At 63.0% G+C, this 21,675-nt stretch carries 17 protein-coding genes and 4 tRNA genes; 14 read left to right on the forward strand and 7 right to left on the reverse strand.

Annotation, left to right across the window (positions count from 1 at the left end; genetic code table 11):
- Window positions 1-11 precede the first annotated feature (11 nt).
- From Q8L25_RS25455 to Q8L25_RS25475, 5 genes are all read left to right on the forward strand, one after another.
- Window positions 12-2,159 carry an ATP-binding cassette domain-containing protein gene (locus Q8L25_RS25455; RefSeq protein WP_308922055.1) on the forward strand — a complete coding sequence of 716 codons (2,148 nt, stop codon included), beginning with the start codon at window positions 12-14 and terminating at the stop codon, window positions 2,157-2,159.
- A complete protein-coding gene (locus Q8L25_RS25460) occupies window positions 2,156-3,337 on the forward strand; it encodes an HlyD family type I secretion periplasmic adaptor subunit (protein ID WP_308922056.1) in 1,182 nt (393 codons plus the stop codon). Before Q8L25_RS25455 ends, Q8L25_RS25460 begins: the two co-directional genes overlap by 4 nt.
- A 101-nt stretch (window positions 3,338-3,438) precedes the next feature.
- On the forward strand, window positions 3,439-5,775 hold the full coding sequence (locus Q8L25_RS25465; RefSeq protein WP_308922057.1) for a DUF3274 domain-containing protein: 2,337 nt from the start codon (window positions 3,439-3,441) through the stop codon (window positions 5,773-5,775).
- 28 nt (window positions 5,776-5,803) lie between these two features.
- Window positions 5,804-7,426: a DUF2875 family protein gene (locus tag Q8L25_RS25470; protein WP_308922058.1), complete on the forward strand. Its 1,623-nt coding sequence runs from the start codon at window positions 5,804-5,806 to the stop codon at window positions 7,424-7,426.
- Window positions 7,427-7,636: 210 nt separating this feature from the next.
- Window positions 7,637-8,785 (forward strand): GGDEF domain-containing protein, encoded by a 1,149-nt coding sequence (locus Q8L25_RS25475; RefSeq protein ID WP_308922059.1) that lies wholly within the window; start codon window positions 7,637-7,639, stop codon window positions 8,783-8,785.
- A gap of 187 nt (window positions 8,786-8,972) precedes the next feature.
- On the opposite strand, the gene Q8L25_RS25480 is transcribed toward Q8L25_RS25475, so the two are convergent.
- The 6 genes from Q8L25_RS25480 to rnr form a co-directional block, all read right to left on the reverse strand.
- The gene (locus tag Q8L25_RS25480; RefSeq protein WP_308922060.1) at window positions 8,973-9,155 is read right to left on the reverse strand and encodes a type II toxin-antitoxin system YafQ family toxin; all 183 of its coding nucleotides are present in this window, start codon (window positions 9,153-9,155) and stop codon (window positions 8,973-8,975) included.
- Between the two features lie 116 nt (window positions 9,156-9,271).
- Window positions 9,272-9,550, reverse strand: coding sequence for a type II toxin-antitoxin system RelB/DinJ family antitoxin (locus Q8L25_RS25485; protein WP_308922061.1), 279 nt, complete (start codon window positions 9,548-9,550; stop codon window positions 9,272-9,274).
- Between the two features lie 87 nt (window positions 9,551-9,637).
- Window positions 9,638-10,330 carry a YceH family protein gene (locus Q8L25_RS25490; RefSeq protein WP_308922062.1) on the reverse strand — a complete coding sequence of 231 codons (693 nt, stop codon included), beginning with the start codon at window positions 10,328-10,330 and terminating at the stop codon, window positions 9,638-9,640.
- Between the two features lie 16 nt (window positions 10,331-10,346).
- Window positions 10,347-11,096: a serine O-acetyltransferase gene (gene cysE, locus Q8L25_RS25495; RefSeq protein ID WP_308922063.1), complete on the reverse strand. Its 750-nt coding sequence runs from the start codon at window positions 11,094-11,096 to the stop codon at window positions 10,347-10,349.
- Between the two features lie 202 nt (window positions 11,097-11,298).
- A complete protein-coding gene (gene rlmB, locus Q8L25_RS25500; RefSeq protein ID WP_308922064.1) occupies window positions 11,299-12,042 on the reverse strand; it encodes a 23S rRNA (guanosine(2251)-2'-O)-methyltransferase RlmB in 744 nt (247 codons plus the stop codon).
- Window positions 12,043-12,057: 15 nt separating this feature from the next.
- On the reverse strand, window positions 12,058-14,526 hold the full coding sequence (rnr, locus tag Q8L25_RS25505; RefSeq protein WP_308922065.1) for a ribonuclease R: 2,469 nt from the start codon (window positions 14,524-14,526) through the stop codon (window positions 12,058-12,060).
- Window positions 14,527-14,895: 369 nt separating this feature from the next.
- On the opposite strand from rnr, the gene Q8L25_RS25510 reads away from it, so the two are divergent.
- From Q8L25_RS25510 to Q8L25_RS25530, 5 genes are all read left to right on the forward strand, one after another.
- A tRNA-Leu gene (locus tag Q8L25_RS25510) sits at window positions 14,896-14,980 on the forward strand.
- Between the two features lie 199 nt (window positions 14,981-15,179).
- The gene (locus tag Q8L25_RS25515) at window positions 15,180-16,265 is read left to right on the forward strand and encodes an NF038122 family metalloprotease (RefSeq protein WP_308922066.1); all 1,086 of its coding nucleotides are present in this window, start codon (window positions 15,180-15,182) and stop codon (window positions 16,263-16,265) included.
- Between the two features lie 144 nt (window positions 16,266-16,409).
- Window positions 16,410-16,494 (forward strand) — tRNA-Leu (locus tag Q8L25_RS25520).
- A gap of 72 nt (window positions 16,495-16,566) precedes the next feature.
- Window positions 16,567-16,651 (forward strand) — tRNA-Leu (locus tag Q8L25_RS25525).
- An 83-nt stretch (window positions 16,652-16,734) separates the two neighbouring features.
- A tRNA-Leu gene (locus Q8L25_RS25530) sits at window positions 16,735-16,819 on the forward strand.
- Window positions 16,820-16,886: 67 nt separating this feature from the next.
- Here the strand turns inward: Q8L25_RS25530 and Q8L25_RS25535 are convergent.
- Entirely contained in the window at window positions 16,887-17,738 is an 852-nt protein-coding gene (locus Q8L25_RS25535; RefSeq protein WP_308922067.1) for an SDR family oxidoreductase, read from the reverse strand.
- Window positions 17,739-17,850: 112 nt separating this feature from the next.
- Here Q8L25_RS25535 and Q8L25_RS25540 point away from each other — a divergent pair, with 112 nt between their 5' ends.
- The 4 genes from Q8L25_RS25540 to phaP all read left to right on the forward strand — a co-directional run bounded on the left by Q8L25_RS25540 (window position 17,851) and on the right by phaP (window position 21,541).
- Window positions 17,851-18,279 (forward strand): helix-turn-helix domain-containing protein, encoded by a 429-nt coding sequence (locus tag Q8L25_RS25540; RefSeq protein ID WP_308922068.1) that lies wholly within the window; start codon window positions 17,851-17,853, stop codon window positions 18,277-18,279.
- A 113-nt stretch (window positions 18,280-18,392) separates the two neighbouring features.
- A complete protein-coding gene (locus Q8L25_RS25545) occupies window positions 18,393-20,654 on the forward strand; it encodes an ATP-binding protein (RefSeq protein ID WP_308922069.1) in 2,262 nt (753 codons plus the stop codon).
- Window positions 20,632-20,826, forward strand: a complete 195-nt coding sequence (locus Q8L25_RS25550) for a hypothetical protein (protein WP_308922070.1) — start codon at window positions 20,632-20,634, stop codon at window positions 20,824-20,826. The genes Q8L25_RS25545 and Q8L25_RS25550 overlap by 23 nt, the downstream gene beginning before the upstream one ends.
- A gap of 106 nt (window positions 20,827-20,932) precedes the next feature.
- Entirely contained in the window at window positions 20,933-21,541 is a 609-nt protein-coding gene (gene phaP / locus Q8L25_RS25555; RefSeq protein WP_308922071.1) for a TIGR01841 family phasin, read from the forward strand.
- Window positions 21,542-21,675 lie beyond the last annotated feature (134 nt).

Below are 21,675 nucleotides of genomic sequence, written 5' to 3' on the forward strand. Positions count from 1 at the left end.
AAGGAGACAGCATGGACACTTCCATCAAACACGGCCTGCTGCCACTGGTCGACCAGGCGGCACGGCTCACCGGCCAGCACCTGGCCGCCGCCCGCCTGGCCGACCTGCAGCGCCAGCTGGACCACCTGGACGAAGACGGCGGCGCCGCGGCAGTACTGAGCCAGGTCTGGCAGGCGGCCGGCCTGGAAGGCGCGGCGCGCCTGCTGCACGATCCGACGCCGGGCGAGCTGCCCTTCGCCATCCATAGCGACAGTACCGGCTGGGGCCTGCTGCAGGCGCGCGCCGGCGACGGCGCCTGGCGCGGCGAAGGCATGGATGGCCGCCCTTTGCTGCTGGCGTCGCTGGCCGGCCTGGCCTGCGTGGGCCTGCCAAGGCGCAACGCCCAGGGTGCCGGCAAGCTCGGCGCCCTGGACCTGGTGCGGCGCGCGCTGTGGCTGAAAAAAAGCGTGTTTGTCGACGCCGTGCTGGCCACCGCCATCGTCACCCTGCTGACCATGGCCACGTCATTGTTTTCGATGCAGGTCTACGACCGCGTGATTCCGAACCAGAGCTTTTCCACCTTGTGGGTGCTGGTGGTGGGCGTGGCGCTGTCGATCGGCCTGGAATTCATTCTCAAGCAGGTACGCAGCCGCATCGTCGACCACTCGTGCAAAGAAGTCGATCATGAACTGTCGGAGTGGTTTTTCCAGCGCATGCTGGGCATCCGCATGGAAGCGCGTCCGGCCTCGGTGGGCACCCTGGCGGCGCAGGTGAAAGGCTTTGAAATGGTGCGCGGCGTGCTGACCTCCACCTCGCTGTTCGTGCTGACCGACGTGCCGTTCGCGCTGCTGTTCCTGATCATGATCACCATCATCGGCGGCTGGCTGGTGGTGGTGCCGCTGGTGGCGCTGCCGCTGGCCCTGGTGTGCGGACTGATGTTCCAGCGCGCGATCCAGGCGCATACGCGCAACAACCTCAATGCCAGCAACCGCAAGGCCGGGCTGCTGGTTGAAGCGGTCGATGGCGTCGAAACCCTCAAGGGCAGCAGCGCCGAATGGATGATGCAGGCGCGCTGGGGCGAACTGGTGGCCGAGACCAGCCACGCGGAACAGAATATCCGCGACTATGCGGCCCTGTCGCAAAACATCACGGCCGGCTTCCAGCAACTGACGAACGTGGCACTGATCTCGATGGGCGCCTGGTTCGTGGCCGAAAACCAGATGACCATGGGCGCGCTGATGGCCTGCACCATCATCAGCAACCGCGCCCTGATGCCGATCGTGCAGCTGCCCGCCGTGATGGTGCAATGGGCACATGCGCGCGCCGCCATCGACGGCCTGGAACAGGTGATCAGCCTGCCCAATGAAGCGGACAACGCGGCCCATGCGCTGACGCCGCGCGGCCTGGACAAGGGCCTGCGCTTCGAACGCATCCGTTTCAGCTACGGCGGCGCGCAGAAGGTGGCGCTGGAGGTCGATGCGCTGGCGATCCGCCCTGGCGAAAAAGTCGGCCTGGTGGGCGCCATCGGTTCCGGCAAGAGCACCCTGCTCAAACTCGCTTCGGGCCTGTTCCAGCCGTCCGAAGGCAAAGTGTACCTGGGCGATGTCGACATGGCCCTGCTGGCGCCGCCGGTGGTACGTGAAATGATCGGCTACCTGCCGCAGGATACGCGGCTGTTCAGCGGCACCCTGCGCGACAATCTGCTGCTGGGCCTGGCCGATCCGGGCGAGGAAGCGATTCTGGCGGCCGCCCGGCGCACGGGCCTGATCGACCTGATCACCGGCCAGCCCCGCGGCCTGGCGCTGGCGATTACCGAAGGCGGGCGCGGCGTGTCGGGCGGCCAGCGCCAGCTGATCGCGGTCACGCGCATGCTGCTGGCGAAACCGAAGATCTGGCTGCTGGACGAGCCGACCGGCGCGATGGACGCCAAGACCGAGGCGCGCATCGTGGCCCTGCTCGGTGAATTGTCGGCCGAAGGCGTGACGATGGTCGCCACCACCCACAAGAACGCCCTGCTGCCCTTGCTGGACCGGCTGGTGGTGCTGCAGGCCGGCCGCGTGCTGCTGGACGGCCCGCGCGACGCCGTACTGGCCAAACTGTCGGGCAAGCCACCCACCATGCAGGCGGTACCGGCCTCTCCGGCGCCCGCCCCCGTCGTTGTACAAGGAGCCGTGGCATGAACAACACCAGCCGAGTGACGAAAATCGAGGTCAGGAAGGAAGCCAAACGGGGCCGCATGCTGATCTGGACCTGCAGCATCGCCCTGCTGGGCGTGATCGGCTGGGCCTCGTGGGCGGAACTGGACCAGGTGACGCGCGCCAACGGCCAGGTGATCGCCAGCTCGCGCAACCAGATCATCCAGGTGGCCGACGGCGGCGTGCTGGCCGAGCTGCGCGTGCACGAGGGCAGCATCGTCAAGCGCGGCGCCCTGCTGGCGCGTTTCGACCGCACGCGGGCCGAATCGAGCTACCTGGAAAGCACGGCCAAGGCGGCCGGCCTGAAGGCGGCCGTGGCGCGCCTGCAGGCCGAGGTGTTCGGCGGCACGCCGAAGTTCCCGGCCGAACTGCAGGATTTCCCCGAGTTCCGCGCCAACCAGCTGGCCTTTTTCGGCAAGCGGCAGGGCGCGGTGCAGGCCGAAGTGAGCGCTTTAAGCAGCAGCATGCAGCTGATCAAGGAAGAGCTGGAAATGAACTTGCCGCTGCTGGAAACGGGCGACGTCAGCCGTGCCGAGATATTGAAACTCAAGCGCCAGGTGGTCGACATCCAGGCGCAGATCACGAATCGCCGCAACAAATATCTGCAAGAATCGCAGACCGACCTGGTGAAAGCGCAGGAAGACCTGGCCGGCGTGCTGCAAACGGTGACCCAGCGCAAGGAGCAGCTCGGTTCGACCGATATCTACGCGCCCACCGACGGCATCGTGCGCAACGTCAGGCTCACCACCCTGGGCGGCGTGGCCAAGCCCGGCGAAGAGATCCTGCAGATCGTGCCCACCGACGACGACCTGATCATCGAAGCGAAGGTGAAACCGGCCGATATCGCCTTTATCAAGCCGGGCCTGCCCACCGCCGTGAAACTGGACGCCTACGACTACGCCATCTACGGCCGCCTGCGCGGCACCGTCAGCTATATCAGCGCCGATACCCTGAGCGAAGACAACAAGGGCAACGAACAACCCTACTATCGCGTGCAGATCAAGACCAGCGGGCGCAATCTGCTGGGCAAGAACGGAGAGCCGATCCTGATCCAGCCCGGCATGACGGCCACGGTGGAGATCAACACCGGCCGCAAGACGGTGCTGCGTTATCTGACGAAACCGATCACCAAGACGTTTTCGGAGTCGATGGGGGAACGGTAGTCCCACTTGCGCCACCGCAAACAAGCACTAACTGAGTCACTGCAAGCAGCCGCCATCGCCCTACACTGTGTTTCCCAGCAGCATGGAACACAGGCGCGGCGATGGCATATCCGAAGATTCCCTATGTGACCGGCAGCGAACAGGCGCTGCTGCAGTGTGGACGTCCACCGCAGCAACTGGCGCATGTACGCGTGCGGCGCGAGCTGCCCGGCAATGTGATCGTGATCCACGGCGTCAACGATGTAGGCACCAGCTTCGAGGCGATTGAAAAGGGACTGTGCCAGGGGCTCGATGCGCGCCTGTATGGCATGCGTGAAGGCGGGCCGGCGATCTTGCGCCCCGCAGTCTGGCGCATGCCGCAGCCAGGCGACAAGGACAAGCTGGAGCCGGACCCGGATGCGATCTACTTCAAGCGCCATCTGGTCGATACCACCAACAGCCCGGTGATCCCGTTTTACTGGGGTTTCCGGGAGCGCAGCAATGCGGCCAAGGTCGTCAATGGCCAGAACACCGACCGCCACGGCAACCGGCTCGACAAGGACATGTCGAAAAATGGCGGCCCCTTCGGCAACGCCACCAATACCCTGCCCGACATGTGGAACAAGGGTCTGTATTCGCCGCTCGACGTGGGCGGCGATCCGGTGCAGCCATTGATGACGGCGCCGGGACGCATGTACATGGTGCTGGCCGCCAGGCGCCTGGCGGCCCTGATCGCCATGATCCGCGACTACGACAGCAACGAAGTGGTCTCCATCGTCGCGCACAGCCAGGGCTGCCTGATTTCGCTGCTGGCGCAAGCATTTTTGCTGGACGAAGGCAAGCGGCCGGCCGATACCCTGATCCTCACGCATCCGCCCTACAGCCTGGTGGAAGAGACCACCATGTTTTTCGGCACCATCGAAACAAGCCGAATCTTTGGCGGCGGCCAGGACCCGGCGATGGAAGGCCAATATGACGCCATCAACAACCGCCAGACTTTCCATGCCCGCCTGCAGACCTTGGTGAATATCGTGCAGGGCGTGGTCGCGAAAAAGCACGCCACGCCCGCCTTCGGCCAGATCAAGGACGATACGCTGTGCCACGGCATGGCAGGCGCACCGTGGAAAGCCGAGGCGGACCGCGACAACCGCGGCAAGGTGTATCTGTACTTCTGCCCGGAAGACATGACGGTCGCGCTGGACAATATGCAGGGCATCGGCTGGCAGGGCGTGCCCGATCACCTGGGCGGCAACCGCCTGTCGACGACAAAAGGCAAGAAGGAAAAAAGCATCTGGGGCGACGGCCCCACCTACTGGGAAAAGGAATACCAGCGCCGCCAGCCTTTGCGGGAGCTCGGCGCGGGATTTTACCAGCGCGTGTTTACCGCCAAACGGTGCCTCGATCCGGCAAAGAAAACCACCGGCCCGGTGCTGGTCGGCCTGCCGCCGCACGATTTCGCCCTGCGCCTTGATGGCGAGGACGACCACGCCCATGTGGCCGGCGCCAACCGGGGTCATCGCGCCAGCCACGACGAGGCCCGGTGGCCGCCCGTGCCGCCCGGCAAATGGAATATCTTTTCGACCGGAGCGGGCCGGCGTGAAGGCCTGCGCACCATCAACGGCGAAGCGCTGAACGTGCCCACGGCCGCCGTGCTCGATGGCGGAGAACTGCGTCCCGGCCAGTTCCCCGCCGACTCAAGCCAGACCACGCTGCCGCGCAAGGAGCAAGGCCCGTGCGAAGAAGTCGACCCGATCGACGCCGCCATCGCCGTGACCAGCGGCCAGGGCTTGCGCAAGCTTCCGAGAGAAGTCGTCACGGATCCTCGTGCCGAGCCTGACCGGAAAGCAGTACATGACTATGGCCCTTTCAGCCCGGCTGCGCACAAACAGGTGGAGCAAGCACTCAATCTGGGCAAGACGCCAGGAGACTGGCGCAAGCTCGAACGTGTCGCGCGCTACCCGTACGGCGGCGACCAGCTGTATATCGATCCCCTGGAAACGCCCAATGCGGCGCGCAAGCGCTGGCAGCATGAAATCAGCCCCAAGTCCTTCCACGGCGCGATTATCGGCAACGCGGAAAATCATCGCCATGTGACCGCGTATGACGTGGCGATTGGCGGCGGCAAAGCAAGCAGTGATCCCAAGTTCTACCGGTATTTATGTGCGGTGGCGGATTGGCGGTTGCAAAACGATCTACGTAATCCAGTACGGCCATCCATCCTTAGATGGGATGATTTTTTAACAAAATTTTCAGTTTACTGGGCTGCAGAACCAGCACAACGCAAGAAAGTTATTGAAGGCAATGCTGACTACTATAGTTCGGGACGATTGCCTGCCTGTGTTCCAGCTTTGCAGGCAGGTTTGCCTTCCACTGTTGTGTGCGAAACGGTCAATGGACGGCGCACCGAATCTGTCTTTCCTCCCCTCAGCCGTCGAGCCATCAACGATATTCCAAAATGAAAAACAGGTCCTCTTACAGGAGCGCACGATGACCAGCCAGGCCGGAAAGTACCTCCAATCGCTTTTGCTGATACCACCTATCGTTGCCGCAAGCTTGCTTGGCACGCGCTGGTTCAATCAACAGAACCCCGTGCCAGCGGCCAAGCCGATCGTACAAGCTGCGCCGGTCACCGAGCAATCCCGGCGCGAATATATGCTGGAAGTGATCGGGCTTGGCGTGACGCTGGATAAATATCGCCAGGGCAAGCTATGGGAAGCCCTGCAAAAAGGAAATGCGCATGCGAGCATACGCGAGCAAGATGTCCGGAAATATACATGGGATGAAATGGAAAGGTCAGGCATTGCCGGCGGCCGTGGTGGCGACACGCTGGAAAACGGTGCGAAATACCTGCCCATGTATTTCGGTGTGCCTGTATTTAATGCCGAGCCACCCATTTATAACACCCGAATGTTGGACAGTCCCGACTCACCAGCAATAGGCTTGGCCGGTGGCTACTCCTCATCCGGCTTGCATTGGCATCTGTTTGCTGCCGGTCCGCGCCACCTCAGTGAACACCCTGATCGTATTCTGGAAGATGTATTTGCCTTTTTCGATGCCAACCCCGACGTGCCTTACATCGTGCTCAATTCCGAGGACAGCATGTCCACGCGCGACTTGTACCGTCCTGATGGATCATTATCGCTGGTCAGGAACGGTTACTACATCCCTGAAATGCCTGATGCATCCGCCCTGTTTGTGCTGGCCCGGCGCGATCGCATTGATGCCGTACGCAAGTTTGCGTTTGAAGATGCGCCGCCCGAGGACAGCGTCGATGACCTGAACAATTACGGGGTGGCGCGACGGCTGTATCTCGCGTATGACGCGCTGATGAGTAGCGTGCCTCATCCCCGCAAGAAAGAGAACCCGGACGCATTTACCATGCGCCAGCCCACCATCGAAGAATGGCTGCCCGTCGCCGCCCAGTTCGCCCGCCGTACCGATATTCGCGGCACCGGCAGCTTCAGCCGGCTCGACAAGCTGCATGGCCGCAATTACCACCCGCCGAAGGACTGGCAGCCGACGCCCTGGTTTCCGATGCCTTTCAACCGTGAACAGCTGGCCCAGCTGGACCGCCTGCCCACCCTGGGCTTTATCCACCGCCCCACCTTCGTGACAATGGTCGACGCGGACGGCAAGCTCCTGACGCGCCGCGACCAGCGCGAACAGGCTTTGCAGGCGGGCTGGCGGGAAGCGCTGCGCAGCCTGCCCGAGACAGAACGGCCGGCGGCGCCGGCACGCCTGGTGGCCGCCACCGGCGGCGACACGCAACAGTTAATCACGCTGCACAGGACCTTGATGAAGCACGCAGAAGATGGCGGCACCGAACTCGACAGCGGCAACCCCGCACAGTGGATCGACACCGACCGGCGTCTCGGCAACACGGGTGCGGCTACCTGGTTCGTGCAAATCGCCATCGGCTTGATGGGCAGCTACCGCGATGGCGGCGTCAGCGCGGCGGTCAACCTGCGCAACCCTCGGGAAGCGTCCATCGTGCTGGTCAGTCCGCCGCCGGAGGAAAAACGCCGCACACAACAGCACCCGAACGGCGGCGACGTGTTTGGCCACCATGGCACGCCGGCCATCGATCCGGCGAATTACCCGGCGAATTAGTCAGTTTCAGAAGGTGACGCAACAGCCGCTGTAGCAAAACGGGCACATCGCGTGCCTGCAATCTCATAAGCTTCAGCCAGCGGGTGAGACATCGCCTCCAGCTTGATACTTGTGGTCGATAAAGATGGGCTACACTTGTCGTGAAGAACGCTAAAATAGCGTCCCTCACTTCATCGGTTAATCCGAGGATACTCACGTCCCTCCTGATACATGGCACTCGATCCCTCCACCATCCTTATCCTCTCGACCGCGCTGGCCGCTGCCGCCGCGCTTTACCTGGCCGTGGAGTGGCGCAGCGTGCGCGAAAAATCGCTGCTGTTCTGGAGCGCGGGGTTCGCCGTCATCACCGTCGGCTGCACCCTGGCCCTGCTGCGCACCAGCGGCTACTTGCTGATCGGTATCTGGTTTGCCAACGGCTTGCTGATCGCCGCCCACTGGCTGTTCCTGGCTGGCGTCGCCAGGTTCACGGACACGCGCCTGTCGCGCGCGTGGTACCTGCTTGCCCTTGCCTGGCTGGCCGTGCTGCTGCTGCCCGACGCGGCGTGGTGGTCCAGGGTCATGTTCGTCATCCAGTCGCTGCTCATTGCAGGCGTCAGCCTGCGCGCCAGCTTCCTGCTGCGCCCCCATGGCGTTTCACTGAGTGTGGGCGCGGTGCAGCTGCGCTACGTCCTGCTGCTGCATGGCCTGTTTTACTTTGCCAAGGCCGCATCGATCGTTGCGCTCGATGCCTTCGTCGACCTGGCCGCCTTCCATGGCGAGGTGATCCGGATTTCGCTGGTGGAGGGCGCCATGGCGATCATGCTGATCGCCTTGTCCATGACCGGCACGGAGCGCCACCGCCGCGAAGAACGCATCGGGCAGCTGGCCGCGCGCGACCCGCTCACGGCGCTGTACAACCGCCGCGCCCTGGACCAGCGCGCGCCCGGCCTGCTGGCACAGGCCACGCCGCACAGTCCCGGTGCCTTGCTGCTGATCGATATCGACAACTTCAAGCAGGTCAACGACCTGCACGGCCACAGTGCCGGCGACAGATTGCTGGTGGCGCTGAGCGAAATGATCTGCAATACCTTGCCGCAGAGCGCCCTGGCCGCCAGGCTGGGTGGGGATGAGTTCGTGATCCTGCTGCGCGGCGCCAGCAGCGACAGCGTGGTCACGCTGGGGAATGCCTTGCGCGGCATGTTCGGACAGATGGCGCAGCAGGCGTTTGCCACGCCCAAGGCGGTGACCCTGAGCGTGGGCGCCACGCTGTTCGAGCAGCCGCCGGCAAGTTTATCCGCGCTGCTCGAACTGGGTGACGCCGCCTTGTACGCGTCCAAGCGCGAGGGGCGTGACAGCGTGCGAGTGGTGCGGGCCGCCTGATACCGGCCGGCGCCGCGAAATCAGGTAGACGCTGAAAAAGCGAAAGAACTGGCGCCAGCTGACAGCAAGATAAATATCCTGCCAGAGGAAAAGCGCCGCACACAAAAGCACCCGAACGGCGGCGACGTGTTTGGCCACCATGGCACGCCGGCCATCGATCCGGCCAATTATCAGGCGAATTAGTCAGTTACTCGAAGAGATCGGCATGTGAGCCGGCACGTACAAAGATGATCAAACCAGGTTTTGCGGTGTCGTCCAGCTTGTAGAGCAGCAGATAGTCGCCCCCGATATGACATTCCCGGTGGCCCGCCCAGTTGCCAATGAGCGGATGATCGAGCCATTCCGCGCCGAGAGCGATATCATTTGCCACGAGCAGACATCGCTTCTTTCAAACGATGCATGTCATAGCGCCCAGCACGAGACAGACGTTCCCAGTCCTTCAGGAAAGACTTGGCATAGTCCGCCGCTCTTGGAAAAGGAGCTCGCTTACTGGCTGCTGGCTTTTTCGAGGTCATCAAACAGTTCAGAAGCAGTCGCAAAACGGGCACGCCGCGTGCCTGCAATCTCATCCGCTTCAGCCATGGCCGCACGTGTTTCCTCGTTCGGTACCTTGAGCGTGAATGGCATCTGTTTTTCTGCCACCACACGCATCAAAAAAACACGTACCGCATCTGAAACGGACAGGCCCATGGCGTTCAATGCCTCGGTAGCATCTGCCTTGAGCTGCTCGTCCACGCGAACGTGGACCATTGTTGTCGTAGCCATCCTGGGTCTCCATTGCATGATTGAGATACCTTGTATCTCAAATTTTATATGCCGCAGTGATGGCGCGCCTCTGGCTCCAAGCCAGACTTATTCAAACTGCTTGCGGAACGCCTCGAACTGCGCCGCCAGGCCATCGAAATCGCTGCGCAGCTGCAGCACTTCCTGTTCCAGCTGGGCCACCCTGCTGCCCTGCTGCGGCGCGCTGACGGCGCCGGCGTAGCCTGCCGCCGTCTCGATCTGCGCCAGCGCTTCCGCGCCACCCAACAGGTGGCCGTAGCGCGGCTCTTTCGCGCCGGGGGCGACGGCCAGCTTGGCCACCAGCGGCGGGTATTTGTCGATCAGGAATTGCAGGCCGGATTCCACTTCGGCCACGGATTTGAATTCATGCACGCGGCCGCTGCGGCTGCGGATTTCGCCGGCCGTCTGCAGGCCGCGCAGCATCAGGATGGTGAGGATGGCCAGCTTGTCCTGTTCCAGCGACCATTTGATGCGCATGCGGTGTTCGTACTTGGCGACGCGCGCGCCGGCCTGGGTGATGCCGTTGACGAATTTGCGCTGCATCAGGCGCTGCAGCACGTCGTACACGGTTTCTTCGGACAGGGCCATCACGGGGTCGCGGCTGGACAACTGGTTGCAGCCGTTGGTCAGGGCGTTGAGCGACAGCGGGTAGCTGTCCGGCGTCAGTGCTTCCTTTTCGGCCAGCACGGCCAGTACGCGGATCTCGAACGGGTCGAGCAGGTTGGGATTATCGGTGTTTGCTGCGCTTGCTTCAGTACTCATGCGTCATCCTCTTTCACTAGTCCACCAGCTTGTTCATCTGTTCCGTATCCAATTTATCACACTCGGGCACACCCTGGCAGCAAATGCCGGCCCGCTTCAGGGTCGCCAGGATGGTTTCGATGCGCTGCTCCTGCGCCACGGCGTGCGTGATCAGGCCCTGCAGCGCTTTCGACAGCGGATCGTCGCCGTTCGGCGTGACGCCGTAGGCGGCGAACAGATGGGCGGTGCTGCCTTCGCGCAGGGCGTTGAGGTCCTTCTGCACGATATGCGCGGGGTTGCCGACGGCCGTGGCGCCGGACGGCACGGGTTTCAGCAACACCGCGTTCGAGCCGACCTTGGCGTAGGCGCCCACCGTGAAGCTGCCCAGCACCTGGGCGCCGGCGCCGACGATCACGCCGCGCTCCAAGGTGGGATGACGCTTGCTGCCCGTATGCAGCGAGGTGCCGCCCAGGGTCACGCCCTGGTAGATGGTGCAGTCGTCGCCGACCACGGCCGTCTCGCCGATCACCACGCCGAAGCCATGGTCGATAAACACGCGGCGGCCGATCACGGCGCCAGGATGGATTTCGATGCCGGTGATGATGCGCGCGACATACGAGATAAAACGGCCCAGCCACTTCATGTGCCGCAGCCAGCACCAGTGCGCCCAGCCGTGCATGACGATGGCGTGCAGGCCGGCATAACAGGTCAGCACCTCCCAGCCATTGCGGGCGGCCGGGTCACGTTCGATGATGCTGTTGATGTCTTCGCGCAGGTGGTGGAACATGGGACGTGGTTCGTAATAGGTAACAGGATGCAAATGGTAGCGTATTCGGCGGCGTGCTGCCGGAGAGGCAGATAAACAACCGCCGCCTCGAGGGCGGCGGCTGATCTTTTTGGAAGCGCTACAAAACGTTCAGGGCAAGGCGCATTGCCGAAGACAGTACGAATAGTACGGCGAGGCAATGCAACGCCGCCATGGACGTTTTTCAGGCTTCCAGCGCGATACGCTGGCGGCGAGCCTCGTAGAGACACACACCGGAGGCGACCGACACGTTCAGACTCTCGACCGAGCCGAACATCGGAATATTGACCAGAATATCGCAAGTGTCGCGCGTCAAACGGCGCATGCCTTCGCCTTCGGAACCCATCACCAGGGCAGTCGGGCCCGTGAAGTCGGCTTCGTACAGGCCTTTTTCGCCGTCGTCCGAGGTGCCGATCAGCCAGATGCCGCGCTCTTTCAGTTCGCGCATGGTGCGCGCCAGATTCGTCACGGTGATGTAGGGCACGGTCTCGGCGGCGCCGCTGGCGACCTTGGCGGCGGTGGCGTTCAGGCCCACGGCGCGGTCTTTCGGCACGATCACGGCATGCGCGCCGACACCGTCGGCCACGCGCAGGCAGGCGCCCAGGTTGTGCGGGTCGGTGATGCCGTCGAGGATCAGCAGCAGCGGCGGGCCGTCGACCGCGTCCAGCAGCTCATCAAGGTTGCGCGCCAGCGACAGTTGCGAGGCAAACGCGATCACGCCCTGGTGGCGGCGGGTGCCGACGATCTTGTCCAGGCGCGCCGAATCGACGGGCATGACGCGCACGCCGGCGGCCTTGGCGGCGGCGATCATGTCCTTCATGCGGCCGTCGACGCGGCTGGCGTCGACAAAAATTTCTTCCACCGACGACGCTTCATGACGCAGGCGCGAGGTCACGGCGTGGAAGCCGAAAATCATTTTATTCTTCATGGTGTATCGTTTCTTCTATCGCTTCTTCTTGCTTGTTTTCGAACCAGTTCTTGCTGCGCGTGGCGCCGCCGCGGCAGGTGCCGCGACTGGGGTGTTGCTGGCGGACTTGCCGCGTTTCGGCTTGGCCGCGCCATTGCTGCCATTGGCGCCGCCGGCCTTGATTTCATGGCGCTGCTCGGTCGCGGGACCGGGCTTGACCATGGATTTCTTGTTACGCTTGCCACCGGCCGGCTTGTCCGACACTTCTTCGCCCGCCACTTCGCCTTCCGTGACCAGGCGCAGATCGATCTTGCGCGTTTCCAGGTCGACACGGGCGACCTGCACCGTCAGGCGGTCGGTCAGCTGATAGCGCTTGCCGGTGCGTTCGCCGCGCAGTTCATGGCGCGCATCGTCGTACTGGAAGTAGTCGGTGCCCAGTTCGGTGACGTGCACCAGGCCTTCGACAAACAGGGTGTCCAGTTGCACGAACACGCCGAAGGTGGTCACGCCGGTGATGGTGCCGGTGAATTCCTCGCCCAGTTTATCCTGCATGAAGTAGCACTTGAGCCAGGCTTCGACGTCGCGCGACGCTTCGTCGGCGCGGCGTTCGTTGGCCGAGCAATGCACGCCGAGCGCATCCCAGATCGTCAGATCGGTTTTCTTCGGCTTGCCTTCCGCCTTGTCTTTCGCCTGCTGCTTGCGCGTGGCGTTCGACACGTTGGTGTTGAGCACGGTCTTGTCGGACAATTTCGGCTCGTACTTCTTGCCTTGCAAGATGGCCTTGATGGCGCGGTGCGTCAGCAGGTCGGGATAGCGGCGGATCGGGCTGGTGAAGTGGGCATACGCTTCGTATGCCAGGCCGAAGTGACCGATATTGTCCGGGCTGTAGACGGCTTGCTGCATCGAGCGCAGCAGCATGGTCTGCAGCAGGGCCGCGTCGGGACGCAGCTTGATCTGCTGCATCAGAGTCTGGTAATCGGTGGCTGTCGGCGTGTCGCCGCCGGTCAGGTTCAGGCCGACTTGCTTGAGGAAGGTGCGCACTTGCGTGAGCTTTTCCTTGGTCGGGCTGGCGTGGATGCGGTAGGTGCCCGGATGCTTGTGGCGCAGCAGCAAGTCCGCCGCACACACGTTGGCCGCCAGCATGCACTCTTCGATGATCTTGTGCGCCTCGTTGCGGGTGCGCGGGATGATCTTTTCAATCTTGCCGGCGCTGTTGCAGACGATATAGGTTTCGGTGGTCTCGAAATCGATGGCGCCACGCTCGCTGCGCGCTTTCAACAAGGCGCGGTAAACCAGTTCCAGGTTTTGCAGGTGCGGCAGGATATCGGCGCGGCGCGCGGCTTCGGGACCCTTGGTGTTGCCCAGTACGGCGGCCACTTCGTCATACGTCAGGCGCGCGGCGGAATGGATCACGGCCGGGTAGAACTGGTAGGCTTTCAGCTCGCCCTTCTCGCTGACGACGGCGTCGCACACCAGGGTCAAACGGTCGACCGCCGGGTTCAGCGAGCACAGGCCATTCGACAGTTTTTCCGGCAGCATCGGGATCACGCGGCGCGGGAAATAGACGGAGGTGCTGCGTTCGAGCGCGTCGGTGTCGAGCGCGTCGTTCGGTTTCACGTAATGGCTGACGTCGGCGATCGCCACGATCAGGCGGAAGCATTTGGTGCGGCCGATCTTGACCGGCTCGCAGTACACGGCATCGTCGAAGTCGCGTGCGTCTTCGCCATCGATGGTGACCAGCGGCACGTCGCGCAGGTCGACACGCTCTTTCAGGTCGGCGGCGCGCACTTCGAACGGCAGCTTTTCAGCTTGTTTGAGGGCAGCGGCGGAAAAGATATGCGGCACATTGAACTTGCGCACGGCGATTTCGATTTCCATGCCGGGGTCGTCCAGCGCACCGAGCACTTCGACGATCTTGCCGACCGGCTGCTTGAAGCGCATCGGCTGCTCGGTCAGTTCAACGCTGACGATCTGGCCGGCTTTCGCCTTGCCAACCGAACCGGTCACCAGGATGTCCTGGCCAATGCGCTGGTCTTCCGGCGCCACCACCCAGGTGCCGTTTTCCTGGATCAGACGGCCGATCACATGGGTATTGGCGCGGTAGGTGACTTCCACGATCGTGCCTTCCGGGCGGCCGCGGCGGTCGGTGCCGACGATGCGGGCCATGACCTTGTCGCCATGCAGCACTTTCTGCATTTCCTTTTCAGGCAGGAACAGGTCGGCGCTGGCGTCGTCGGGTATCACGAAACCGAAACCGTCGCGGTGGCTGGTCACGCGACCGGCCACCAGCGCGCTCTGGTCGGCCAGGCTGAAGATGCCGCTGGCGTCAGACTTGAGCTGGCCGTCGCGCTCCATCGCCTTCAGGCGACGAACCAGGACATCCATGGAATCGGCATGCACTTGCAGCGTTTTCCCGAGTGACTGCGGATCGAGAGGCGCGTTGACGCTGCGGAATATGCCGAGAATGTCCTCCCGGCTGGGGATGGTGTGGGTATTTTGGCTCAAAAGTATTTCTATAGTTGTATTGACAGTGATCAAACGGAAAACAGGCCGATGACATCACCGTCAATTGACACGGTGATAGGCCGTAGTGTACCGGACGACGCCTTGGTTTGCCTAACAGACAGCGTACTGGAAACAGGCCTGCTCGCTCCTTGATGAAAATTTGTGGAAAAGCGCACCAGGCATTTGACATCGGCAAATATTGCTCTATAATCCTTGTCTCTTGCAGCGAATCACCTTCAACGGTGAGGCGTTACAGGAAAGCGGTACAGGGTTGATGTGCAGTATGGAGCGAAAGCTCATCTGGCGCAAAACTCTTCAAGTCGCTATAATAGCAGAATTGGCAGGTATTACTTGTCAAGCAGCATCAGTGCCCACGTGGCGGAATTGGTAGACGCGCATGGTTCAGGTCCATGTGCCTTTGGGTGTGGGGGTTCGAGTCCCTCCGTGGGCACCATTACCGGATTCGCAAAAAAGCCGCAAACTTTCACGAGTTTGCGGCTTTTTTTCATTTCTTGCCGGCATATCCTGGCTGTCGGACTTTCTGACAATCCACGGCGTCAATCCCCCTGTCTTCAACGCAAGCCCCTGATTATTAAAGACGAGCACGCTTTTTGCGTGGTGGTGGCATACCCCCCTCACTCCGTGGAGCCACCATGAAAGCCCGTTCATTTTTCCTGTGCCTGGCCGCCAGCCTGCCCCTGACCTGCCTGGCCGCCCCCATCTTCAACCTGCAATATGTTCCCGGCACCTCGCTGCAGGCGCAGCAGGGCTTCCAGGCCGCCGCCGCGCAATGGTCGCGCGTGCTGAAAGACAACGTCACGATCGAACTGACGGTCGGCTTCAATTCGCTGGGCAACAGCATCCTGGGCCAGACCGGCTCCAGCGAAGCGTTCTACCGCTACGGCGACGTGCGCAACGCCTTGGCGCAGGACGTCACCTCGGCCTACGACAATCAGGCACTGGCGCATCTGCCCGGCGGCGGCGATTTCGGCGTACTGATCAACAATACGGCCAACAATCCGAACGGTCCCGGCAGCGCCGTGCCGTATATCGACAACAACGGCGACGACAATAATCAGTACCTGTACATGAGCAACGCGGAAGCCAAGGCGCTGGGCCTGGCACCACCGGGCCAGTCACTGCCCGGCTGCCTGGGCGACTGCGACGGCTTTATCCAGTTCAATAGCGACTTCACCTTCGATTTCGATCCCGGCAATGGCATCGCCACCAACGCGATCGACTTTATCGGCGTCGCCATGCACGAGATCGGCCACGCGCTGGGCTTCCTGAGCGGCGTCGACATCCTCGATTACAACTCGCCGCCGCTGGGCGGGCCATATGACGACATCGAATTTACCTATGTCTCGCCGCTGGACCTGTTTCGCTACTCCGATGACAGCACGGCGGCCGGCGTGATCGACTGGACGGCCGACAACCGCGACAAGTATTTTTCGCTCGATGGCGGCCTCACGCGCGGACCGCTGTTTGCCAACGGCGCCTACCACGGCGACGGCCGCCAGGCCAGCCACTGGCGCGACCAGCTCGGTCTCGGCATCATGGACCCGACCGTCGCCTATGGCGAACGGCTGGTGCTGAGCGCCAGCGACCTGATCGCCCTGGACGCCATCGGCTGGGACGTCAGCCTGTTCGCCGTGCCCGTGCCGGGCACCCTGCCCCTGCTGGGCCTGGGACTGGCGCTGATGGCCTTGCTGCGCCATAAAAACAGGCAGTTTTCATAGGGAAGGCGCTTTTTTCACGTGAAAACAGTCTTTCTTGAAGAAAACAGCAAATGTTGATTGACCGAATGCGCGCCAACCCTTATGATTTTGTCCGTCGCTGCAGAACACGCAGCGATGAGCAAGAAAGCAGCAAAGCAGCACAATGCCCACGTGGCGGAATTGGTAGACGCGCATGGTTCAGGTCCATGTGCCTTCGGGTGTGGGGGTTCGAGTCCCTCCGTGGGCACCAGCAACGGGCAGTTTTCGTTGTTATCCGCAGTAAAGCAGCAGAAGTAAGGTAATAGTAGTCGGTAGCACATATGCCCACGTGGCGGAATTGGTAGACGCGCATGGTTCAGGTCCATGTGCCTTCGGGTGTAGGGGTTCGAGTCCCTTCGTGGGCACCAGCAACGAGCGGTTGTCGTTGTTATCCGCAGTAAAGTAGCAAGGCAAGAGCAGTCAAGTAATAAAGTAATACAGCAGCATCAGTGCCCACGTGGCGGAATTGGTAGACGCGCATGGTTCAGGTCCATGTGCCTTCGGGTGTAGGGGTTCGAGTCCCTTCGTGGGCACCATTACCTAATTCGCAAAAAAGCCGCAGACTTTCATGAGTCTGCGGCTTTTTTCATTCTGCCGCCCCTTTTATTTCGCCAGCGCCGTCTTCACGGCATCGGCCAGGCTGGTGGTCGGACGCTGGATCAGGGTGCTCAGCTGCTTGCCATGCTCTTCCAGGCCGCCCTTGGCCGTGCCCGCGTCGGAATCGGCCAGCAGTTCGGCAAAGCCTTCCGGCACGCCCACGCTCACCAGCGCCGCCTTGAAATCCGCTTGCGGCAAGTCCTTGTACACGATGCTCTTGCCCGACTGGCGCGCCACTTCGGCCGCATAGTCGCTCAAGCTAAAACTGTCGTCGCCGGCCAGCTCGTAGATGGCTTGCGGCGCGGCGGCCGTCAGCACGGCGGCGGCCGCTTCAGCGTAATCACGGCGCGCGGCCGACGAGAAGCGGCCGTCCTGCGCCGCGCCCAGCACCACGCCGTGCTCCAGCACCGGGGCCAGGTGTTCCGTGTGATTTTCCAGATACCAGCCATTGCGCAAAAAGCTGAACGGCAGGCCCGAGGCACGGATCGCCGCTTCGGTGATCACGTGTTCGGCCGCCAGGCCCAGCGGCGTGGTGTCGGCGCGCAGGACGCTGGTGTAGGCCAGCAATGCCACGCCGGCGCGCCTGGCCGCATCGATCACGTTCTGGTGCTGCTGGGCGCGCCGCCCCACTTCGCTCGACGAGATCAGCAGGATTTTGCGCGCGCCCTGGAACGCCGCGTCGAGGCTGGCGCCGTCGTTGTAGTCGGCCTGGCGTACCTGCACGCCTTGCGCGGCCAGGCCGGCGGCCTTGGCCGGATTGCGCACGGCGGCGATGATGGTGTTGGCGGGAACGGTTTTCAGCAGTGAGGCGATAACGTGCTGGCCCAGCTTGCCGGTGGCGCCGGTGATGACGATCATGATGAGTCCTTTGTTGTTGGGTGAGAACAATCTATAATAGCGCCACCACTTACGAAATGTAAGTACGTACCTTTTGGTAAGTATGAACATTTATTCTTTCAAGGTCACTACCATGTCCACAGACACTCCCGGCGCCAGCATGCGCGCCGCGCTCGCCAAACAGAACCAGGGCGCCCACCTGATGGCGGCCGCCTGCCCTTCGCGGGCCGTGCTCAGCCACCTGACCAGCCGCTGGGCGGTGCTGGTGCTGGTGCTGCTGCTGAGCGGCACCAGGCGCTTCAGCGAACTGCGCCGCGAAGTGGGCGGCGTCAGCGAAAAAATGCTGGCGCAAACCCTCGACGCCCTGTGCAGCGACGGCTTCGTGCTGCGCCAGGCCTATCTGGTGATACCGCCCAAGGTGGAATACAGCCTGACGCCGCTGGGACGCGAGGCGGCCGAACGGCTGGCCGTGCTGGTCGACTGGATCGAAGACAACTACCCGCGCATCGAACAGGCGCGCGCCGATCTGGCGCAGGCCGCGCCGGCGGACCTGGCCGCCTGACCTGCCGGATACCACTGCCGGATACTATTGCTTTTTGTTACCAGTCGAACATTTACAGTGAAGGGCCTTGATGTAATACTAGGCCCACGAACAGGCGTCATGATTGCGACACCATGAATCAGTTGATTTCCCCCACCGCGGACCGCGCCAGGGTCTTGCTGGTCAGCAGCGCCACCAGCGATATGCGCGAACTGCTGTATGTGCTGGACCGGCATAACCTGGGCACCGGCGTGGCCGGCGATATCGATGCCGGCGTGGAGCTGGCCGCCGGTGGCACCGACCTGATCCTGCTTGACGCGGCGCTGGCCGGCGCCAATATCGATGCCACCTGCCTGCGCCTGCGCAATGCCACCGAACGCCATGGCGTACCGCTGCTGCTGATGTCGTCCTCGCCCAGCGCCGAAGAACAGGGCCGCAGCGTGGGCGCCGGCGCCAGCGACTATATCAAGATGCCGTTCAATGCGCGCGACGTGGCCGAAAAAATCCTGATGGAACTGGCGCTGCACAAGACACATCAAAGTGACCCTGCCGCCGCGCCGCCGCGCCCCGTCCATCCGCAAACGCTGGAAGTCAATTACCACTCGATCCTGGCCGGCTCGCCCGATGCGGTGCTGCTGTTCGACATCGACAATGCCCTGCTGATCGACGCCAATCACCTGGCCGAAAAGCTGTTCGGCATGCCTCAAGCGACCCTGCTGCAAGGCGGCATCGAGCGCGTCTTTCCCGGCCGGCAGGCGGACGGCCGGGCCTCGACCCAGCTGCTGCAGGAAAAAATGCACGATACGCTGCAAGGCAAGATCGTGGTCTTCCGCGCCGAGTGCTGCCACCGCGACGGCCACGCCATCGCCTGCGAAATCCGGCTGATGCGCTTGTCGGTACCGGGCCGCCAGCTGGTGCACGCGCGCATCATCGACCTGACCGAGCGCAACCTGGCCGAAGCGCTGCGCGCCGGCCAGAACGCGCTGCTGGAAATGATCGCCAAGGGCGCGCCGCTGGTGCCCACCCTGGAGCGCCTGCTGCTGCTGATCGAAGGCCAGTCGCGCGGCGTGTATTGTTCCGTCATGCTGCTCGACGAAGATGGGCAGCACATGCACAGCGTGGCCGCCCCCAGCCTGCCGCGCGAGTACATGGACCTGCTCGAAGGCGTGCGGATCGGCGCCGGCGTCGGCTCCTGCGGCACCGCCATGTTCCTCGGCGAGGCGGTGGTCGTCAGCGATATCGAACACGATCCGCTGTGGGCGCCCTACCGCGGCATGGCCGCCGCGTTCGGCCTGCGCGCCTGCTGGTCGCAGCCGATCTTCGGCCAGGACGACACGGTACTCGGTTCGTTCGCCATGTATTACCGCGAAGTGCGCAGCCCGGTGCCGCAGGAACTGGTGCTGATCGACGTGGCGGCCGACCTGGCCGGCATCGCGATCGCCCGCATGCGCCACGAGCAGGAACTGCAGCGCCACCGCGCCCACCTGGAAGACCTGGTGGCCAAGCGCACGGCGGCGCTGACCCTGGCCAAGGAACAGTCGGAACAGGCCAACCGCGAACTGGCGGCGGCCCTCGAACACTTGTCGATTACCCGGGATGAACTGGTGCGGCGCGACAAGCTGGCGGCCCTCGGTGCGCTGGTGGCCGGCATCGCCCATGAACTCAATACGCCGATCGGCAACGGCCTGGTGGTGGCCACCACCATGGCCGAACGCACGCGGGCCCTGCAAGCCGGCCTGCAGGACGGCTTGCGCCGCTCGGAACTGGAAACCTATCTGGCGCAGGCCGGCGAAGCGGACGCCATCGTGCTGCGCAACCTGCAGCGCGCGGCCGACCTGGTGTCGAGCTTCAAGCAGATCGCCGTCGACCGCGCCAGCTCGCAGCGCCGCCACTTCCTGCTGCGCCAGTTCATCGCCGAACTGATGCTGCCGCTGTCGGCCACGTTGAAGGGCGCCGGCCATGTCCTGAGCCAGGACGTGGCGCCGGAGCTGGCGATGGACAGCTACCCCGGCCCGCTGGGCCAGGTGCTGAGCAACCTGGTGGAAAACTGCGTGCGCCACGCTTTCGAAGGGCGCAGCGGCGGCGCGATCGGCATCACGGCGCGCGCCAGCGCCGACGAGAAAACCATCAGCATCGCGATTGCCGACAATGGCGCGGGGATTGCCGCCGGCGACCTGGCGCGCATCTACGACCCCTTCTTTACCACCCGGCTCGGCTCGGGCGGCTCGGGCCTGGGCCTGCACGTGGCGCACAATATCGTCACCGGCGTGCTCGGTGGCCATATCGAGGCGGCCAGCAGCGAGGCCGGCACCACGTTTACCTTGCACCTGCCGGTCGTCGCGCCACAGGCCGGCGCCTTCACTGGAGAACAAGATGAAGCAGCTGATCGCCGCTAGCCTGCTGGCCGCCTGCACCGCCGCATGGGCCGCACCGGCGCCCTGGTACAAATGGCGCAGCAAGGTCGATGGCACCCTGTCGTGCGCGCAATCGACCCTGGGCTTCGGCTGGGAACTGGCCTCGGGACCGTACAAAGATAGCCGTTGCGAAAAACCGGCGCTTGTTAAATAATGGGGCACAACAACACGGGGCAACCGGCTTGACAGCAAGCGATGGCAATGCAGTGCCGAAGAGTATTGGAAGATAAAAACGTATCTATTCAAACCGAGGAGACCACATGTTTACCAATCCCGAACAATTCGCATCGGCCACCAAGGCCCTGTTCGAATTCCAGCTGATGACCTTCAACACCCTCACCACCAAGGCGGTGCAGGGCGTGGAGCAAGTACTGGCCTTGAACATGGCCACCGCCAAATCCGGCATGGAAGACAGCATCGCGGCCGGCAAGGAAATCAGCCAGGCCAGGGATCCGAAAGCGGCCATGGCCGCCGCCGCCGCCCAGCTGCAGCCCGGCGTGGCCGGCGCCAAGGCCTACAAGCAGCAGCTCGATGAAATCATCAAGGACATCCACACCGAGTTCACCACCGCCGCCGAAGCCCATGTGGCCGAAGCCAAAAGCAACTTGAGCGCCCTGATCTACGACGTGACGAAAAACGTGCCGCCCGGTTCGGAAAACGCCGTCGCCATCGTCAAGGCCGCCATCGACAACGCCTTCCTCGGCTACGAGCAAGTGACCAAGGCCACCAGACAGGCCGTGAAAACCGTGGAAGAGCAGATCGCCAAGGCTTCGGCGCAGGTAGCGCAGGCGTCGGACAAGGCGACGGCCGGCGTGCAGGAAGCGGTGGACAAGGTCACGCCGAAGGCGGCGAAAGCGACGAAGAAATAAGCGACACTGGGGTCAGATATCGCAAGTTGGCGTCCCGGAGCCACAGGCACACCGGCGAACCGTATTACAACCCCAGTATCGCGCGCAGGCATTCCGGGCCAAGCGGGCCTGAAAAATGTCGAGGGCAAGGCGCA

It is taken from the genome of Janthinobacterium sp. J1-1, from assembly GCF_030944405.1.
In the GTDB taxonomy this organism is placed as follows: Bacteria; Pseudomonadota; Gammaproteobacteria; order Burkholderiales; family Burkholderiaceae_D; genus Janthinobacterium.